We start from the raw sequence: 6,014 nt of genomic DNA on the forward strand, positions 1-6,014 counted from the left end.
TCCCCCGGGGTTGCGGATAGGGTGGAAGGGAGACCATCGACTGCGTAACGTACCGGAAACACATGTGTCACCGCCGGGAAACCCGGCCCCTTTAGGGTCAAGGTGAGGCGACGGACGTTCAAAGGGCCCGGCGCCAGCCAGGTCTTGCAGCCCGAGGTCTTCCATCCAAACAGTTGTATAGGAGTACATAAACGATGTTCAAGAACGCGGACGAAGTCCTCAGGTTCATCGCTGACGAGCAAGTGAAGTTCGTCGACATCCGATTCACCGACGTACCCGGAGTGCAGCAGCACTTCAACGTGCCGGCCAAAACCGTAGATGCCGATTTCTTCGTCAACGGTCAGCTGTTCGACGGCTCATCCATCCGCGGCTTCCAGGGCATTGCAGAGTCCGACATGCAGCTCATCCCGGATGTCACGACGGCGTTTATCGATCCCTTCCGCATCGAGAAGACCCTGGCATTGAACTTCTCGATTGTGAACCCGCGCACCGGCGAGCCGTACCACCGCGACCCGCGCGGCGTTGCCGAGCGTGCCGAGGCTTACCTGGCCTCCACAGGCATCGCCGATACGGCCTTCTTCGGCTCCGAGGCCGAGTTCTACATCTTCGACAACGTCCAGTACGAGTCCTCCCCCAAGGGCAGCTTCTACAAGGTGGACTCCGAAGAGGCGCCCTGGAACAGCGGCCGCGAGGAAGAGGGCGGTAACCTGGGCAACAAGACCCCGTACAAGGGTGGCTACTTCCCCGTGGCTCCAGTGGACAAGCAGGCTGACCTGCGCGACGCCATCAGCGTGGAGCTGGACAACGTAGGCCTCGAAGTCGAACGCGCCCACCACGAGGTCGGCGGCGCCGGCCAGGCAGAGATCAACTACAAGTTCACCACGCTGACGCACGCCGCGGACGATCTGCAGAAGTTCAAGTACATCGTCAAGAACGTTGCCGATTCCTGGGGCAAGTCCGCCACCTTCATGCCGAAGCCCATCTTCGGTGACAACGGTTCGGGCATGCACTGCCACCAGTCCCTGTGGAACGGCGGCGAACCGCTGTTCTACGACGAGAAGGGCTACGCCGGCCTTTCGGACCTGGCCCGCTGGTACATCGGCGGCCTGCTCAAGCACGCCTCCGCCGTGCTTGCCTTCACCAACCCGACGGTCAACTCCTACCGCCGCCTGGTCAAGGGCTTCGAAGCTCCCGTGAACATGGTCTACTCGCAGGGCAACCGCTCTGCCGCCATCCGTATCCCGATCACCGGTTCCAACCCGAAGGCCAAGCGCCTCGAGTTCCGCGCTCCGGATCCCTCCTCCAACCCCTACCTGGCGTTCTCCGCACAGCTGATGGCGGGCCTGGACGGCATCAAGAACCGCATCGAACCGGCGGACCCGATCGACAAGGACCTCTACGAGCTGCCGCCCGAAGAGGCCAAGCACATCCAGAAGGCTCCGGCGTCGCTCGAAGAGGCACTGGTTGCCCTGGAGAACGACAATGAGTTCCTTCAGGCCGGCGGCGTGTTCACCCAGGACATGATCGACAGCTGGATTTCGTACAAGCGTGAATTCGAAATCCTCCCGCTGGCGCTGCGCCCGAACCCGTTCGAGTTCGAGCTCTACTACGGCGTCTAAGCGTCTGAGCCCCGGCTGGTAGAAGCCGGTGAACCGCCTCCGCCCCTCACCGGGCGGGGGCGGTTTTTCATTCCCCCGCTCGCGTAGCATCGGGAGCGGGGAGATTCCCGTCATCACTAAGGAGAACACTGCTATGAAAGCTGTCTACGTCACCGGCCCGGACACAAACGAGTGGGTTGAGGTTGAGCAGCCCGCGGTCGGACCCGGCGACGTCCTGCTGAAGATGAAGGCCTGCGGGATCTGCGGATCAGACGCGTTCTACAGCCACATCGGCGGAATCCCGCCCCGCCAGGGCGCCACGCCTCTCGGCCATGAACCGGCGGCCGAAGTGGCGGAAGTCGGCTCCGACGTGGACGGCATCGAGGTAGGCGACCACGTGGTGATTGACACGATGGCGTTCACTGACGGGCTGCTCGGCAGCGGCGGTGCACAGGGCGGGCTCTCGGAGTACGTGGTGGTTCACGACGCAGCCCTTGGACGCCAGCTCAGGGTCATTCCCAAGGAGATCCCGTGGGAGGTAGCCGCCCTGAACGAACCCATGGCGGTGGCCCTCCATGCGGTGAACCGCACCAATCCCAAGCCCGGCGACAAAGTGGTGATCTTCGGAGCGGGTCCGATCGGCCTCGGCGCCCTGCTCGGCTACCGCCGCCGCGGGGTGGCCCACATCATCGTCGTCGATGTCATCGCCTCCCGGCTTCAGAAGGCCCTCCAGATCGGCGCAGACGCGGTCATCAACTCCGCGGAAGAGGACCTGGCTGCCCGACTGGTGGAGCTGCACGGCGACGGAGCCACCATGATGGTCCGCGGCGTCCGGTCAGGCACCGACATCTTCCTTGACGCGGCCGGCGCACCCGTCATCCCCGCTACCGTGGCCGACGTCGCCAAGCAGGGGGCAGTACTCGGCATCGTTGCAGTCCACAAGAAGCCGGTGGAGCTCGACTTCGGCACAATCCTCACCACCGAACTCACGATCGTGTTTGCCATGGGCTACCCGACCGAGATCTTCGACGTGACCGAGGACATCATTGAAAACTGGCAGAAGTACGCGCTGATCATCAGCAACACGCTGCCCTTCGAGCGGTCCCTGGAGGCGCTCACCCTGGCACAGACCCCCGGAGCTGCCGACAAGGTAGTTGTCACCTTCGACTAGTCACCTTCCCGGTCTTCCCGGCGGCTAGAGCGTCACGCCGTCGGGAAGTTCCGGGGCATCGAATTTCTGCCGTTCGCACTCGGCCTTCAGCTGCGGTTACGTGGCGGCGATCAGGTCCAGGATGCGGTTGCGGACCACCAGATAGGCCTCCCCGACCCCCACCACGCCCTTGAATTCCTTCAGTTCCTCTTCATAGGAGGTCTGCTGGTGCCGCAGATAGTTCACGGTCAGCCGGTTCAGCCGTGACGGTGCCGTGGAGAGGCTGGCCGGAGCCTGCTTGCCGCGGAGCCGGCCGTTGAAATGCTCGATCGCCTTACGCTGCATGGTTTCCCACGGCTCGGGCACAATGCGCAGATCCAGCGCTTCGGCGACGGCGACTGCCGCCTTCTTCTTCACCAGGGCACGTTCCCGCGCCGCCAGCTGCCGGTTTCGGGAGGCTTCGCGGGCCTTGGCATACTCCGGTGTGGCCTCGATGGCCTCCACGCGTTCCAGGGCGTAGAGCTTCATGGGGGCTGCCTTGCGGGAAAACGGGTTTCGGGCGGTCTTGTCGGGTTCGGGCAGGAAGGTTTTGATCTGCCCGTCGGTCCAGCCCCGTTCCTTCTTGAGGTCATTGGCGATGAGCATGCCCTCGCTGTTTGCCGGTTTCGGACGCGGCGGGTGGTGTTTGCCTCTGGGCACGGTGCTCCCCGGATGTAGGAATGGTGTTTCTCCATTCTAGGAGAGCACGGCCGGGGGTCCTTAAAATGCAAAAACGCCGCCATTCCCTGGTGGGAACGACGGCGGAGACCTCTTCTGCGCTAGGCGGTGGCCTCAGCGACGACCTGGCCCGCGGCCGGTTCTGCGTTCAGCATTGCGACCTCTGCTGCCGATACTCCCCCGGCAACCAGTGCGCATCCGGCCGCAATGGCCGTGATCTGTGCGGTGAATCGTGAAGTGGTGGTCCTGCTGCGTGTGGCATTGATGTGCTTCAACATATAGCTTAATGCTCCCTTCAAGAGGCATGGGATAGCACTCCGGACACACGGAATCGATGTGCCGAAAAGCGGTGGCGTCTGCGCCGGAGTGGTGGTGTTGCGGTTCGTCGCCCAAGGCGGACCGCGGAATTCAGGAGAGGCTGCGCTTGCTGTACTTACCGGCTGCGCTTATGGGGCCTTCGGATCCTGTCCGCTATCCAGTCTACTGGTATTACCTTCCGTGCTCAAGGTGCGGGGCCCGGGATGGCAGTACGTTTGAACACATGAACGTTGAGCACGAAGACCTTTCCATTCCCGTCGGTGACGGGAACATATCCGCCGTGTTGTCCCGCCCCGAGGACGCCGTGGTGACCGTCGTCGTCGCCCACGGAGCCGGAACCGGAATGGAGCACCCCTTCCTTACCGGCTTCACCCGCGCACTGAACGACGGCGGCGCCGCCACCCTGCGCTTCAACTTCCCGTACCGCGAAGCCGGGAAGAAGTTTCCGGACCGGGCCCCCGTTGCCGTCGACACGTGGAAGGTCGTTATGGCCACGGTGGCGGCGCGCGACGACGGCGGGCCGGTGTGGGCGTGCGGGAAGTCCTTCGGCGGCCGGATGGCGTCCATGGCGGTGGCGGAAGGCATGCCCGCCGTCGGCCTGGTGTATCTGGGCTACCCGCTGCATCCGCCCGGCAAGCCGGAGAAGCTGCGCGACGGGCACTTGTACGGCCTGACCCTGCCGATGCTGTTCCTGCAGGGCACACGTGACACTTTCGCCCTGCCCGGCGAACTGGAACCGGTGGCCGAGCGGATCGGTCGGAACGCCCGGGTTGAACGGATTGAAGGCGGGAACCACTCCTTTGAGGTGCGCGGACAGAAGCGCACGCCTGACGAAATCGGTGCCGGACTCGCTGAGCCGGTCCTGCGGTTTATCCGGGCCACAGAAGCCGGGAGAAGTTAATGGCAAGCCTGCCGATGCAGCTCCTGGCGCCGTTTCTGCGGCTGACCAGGAAGCCGCTGACGGCCACGGCGGAACGCACGGAAGCGAGACTGGCGAGGGGCAGGCAGCCCGCCCCGCTTCCCCGAAGCCTGCTGCGGAAGTTCCGTGTGGAGCAGAGGAGCGTCGAGGGATTCTCCTGCTATTCGGTGATGCCCCGTGCCGCGGGCACGTCCGTGCCCGGAACTGCCGCCCGGGCGGTCCTGTACCTGCACGGCGGTTCGTACATCAGCCCGATCAGCACCTGGCACTGGCGGTTCATCGCCCGTCTGGCGGCAGCGGGCCACCGGGTGGAGGTTCCGCTCTACGGTCTGGCGCCGGACTACAGCCACCGTGATGCGCCCGGACTGCTGGCGTCCGTGTACCGGCAGCTGCTTGAAGACTACGATCCCAGGGACGTGGCTTTTATGGGCGACTCAGCCGGTGGCGGACTGGCCCTGGCCTTTGCCGAGCAGCTAACGGAGTTGTCTCTGCCTCAACCGCGGCGTTTGGTTCTGCTGTCCCCGTGGGTGGACGTGGCGATGGAGAATCCGGAGCTTGGCGCGGTGGAAGAAGTTGATCCGTGGCTAAGCCGTGCCGGGCTTCGGGTGGCGGCGCGCGCCTGGGCATCCGGTGATCCCCTGGCCGATCCCCGGATCAGTCCCGTCAACGGCACGCTGTCGGGTCTGCCGCCGACGGACCTGTTTGTCGGAACCCATGACCTGCCCTATCCCGATGTGCTCCGGCTGGAAAGACTGCTGAAGTCTGCCGGAACCCCGGTTTCGCTGCAGGTCGCTGACGGCGGAGTCCATGTCTATCCCCTGCTGCCCGTGCCTGAGGGCAGGGCTGCGCGGAAGAGGATCCTCGAGCTGCTGCGGGCCTGATTATCGGAGCCGCGGGAGATACAGGGGCAGGATGTCGACGCCGGGACAGGAAGGGAGACGCCGGGACAGGAAGGCAGAGCCTGGACAGGAAGGCAGAGCCTGGACAGGAAAAGCAGGCCGTCGATTCGACCGGCGGTGCCGTCAGGAAGGCGGCGTGTTCTCCTCTGGCTCCGGGCTGGGTCCGCCGGTTCCAACGGGCCCAGACCACTTAGTCCCGGAAGAACCCCCTCCGTTGAAGTCCCTGCCGTGTAATTGCGCGTCCGTTCGGTAGACCCGTCCCATCGGTGAAGTCCACTCGATGATGCCCGGCTCCGGTTGCCATGCCTTCCACAACCCGACTGTCTTGAACCGGTGGTGCTTCTTGCATAGGTGGGCCAGGTTCCCGTGCTCGGTTGGCCCTCCAACGGCCCAGGGCAGGGTGTGGTCGAGTT

At 64.4% G+C, this 6,014-nt stretch carries 6 protein-coding genes; 4 read left to right on the plus strand and 2 right to left on the minus strand.

What is annotated here, in order from left to right:
- Positions 1-194 precede the first annotated feature (194 nt).
- Both glnA and LOC60_RS08895 read left to right on the plus strand, forming a co-directional pair.
- A complete protein-coding gene (glnA, locus tag LOC60_RS08890; RefSeq protein ID WP_230024468.1) occupies positions 195-1,619 on the plus strand; it encodes a type I glutamate--ammonia ligase in 1,425 nt (474 codons plus the stop codon).
- A gap of 133 nt (positions 1,620-1,752) precedes the next feature.
- Complete coding sequence (locus tag LOC60_RS08895; RefSeq protein WP_230024469.1) at positions 1,753-2,769, plus strand: zinc-dependent alcohol dehydrogenase; 1,017 nt, start codon at positions 1,753-1,755, stop codon at positions 2,767-2,769.
- A 96-nt stretch (positions 2,770-2,865) separates the two neighbouring features.
- Here LOC60_RS08895 and LOC60_RS08900 read toward each other — a convergent pair whose 3' ends face one another.
- Positions 2,866-3,447, minus strand: coding sequence for a hypothetical protein (locus LOC60_RS08900; RefSeq protein WP_230024470.1), 582 nt, complete (start codon positions 3,445-3,447; stop codon positions 2,866-2,868).
- Between the two features lie 119 nt (positions 3,448-3,566).
- On the minus strand, positions 3,567-3,743 hold the full coding sequence (locus tag LOC60_RS08905; protein WP_230024471.1) for a hypothetical protein: 177 nt from the start codon (positions 3,741-3,743) through the stop codon (positions 3,567-3,569).
- Positions 3,744-4,006: 263 nt separating this feature from the next.
- Between LOC60_RS08905 and LOC60_RS08910 the strand changes: the two genes are divergently transcribed.
- The gene (locus LOC60_RS08910; RefSeq protein ID WP_230024473.1) at positions 4,007-4,684 is read left to right on the plus strand and encodes an alpha/beta hydrolase family protein; all 678 of its coding nucleotides are present in this window, start codon (positions 4,007-4,009) and stop codon (positions 4,682-4,684) included.
- Positions 4,684-5,583, plus strand: a complete 900-nt coding sequence (locus tag LOC60_RS08915; RefSeq protein ID WP_230024474.1) for an alpha/beta hydrolase fold domain-containing protein — start codon at positions 4,684-4,686, stop codon at positions 5,581-5,583. The genes LOC60_RS08910 and LOC60_RS08915 overlap by 1 nt, the downstream gene beginning before the upstream one ends.
- Positions 5,584-6,014 lie beyond the last annotated feature (431 nt).

Source organism: Arthrobacter sp. zg-Y769 (assembly GCF_020907405.1).
GTDB lineage: Bacteria > Actinomycetota > Actinomycetes > Actinomycetales > Micrococcaceae > Arthrobacter_B.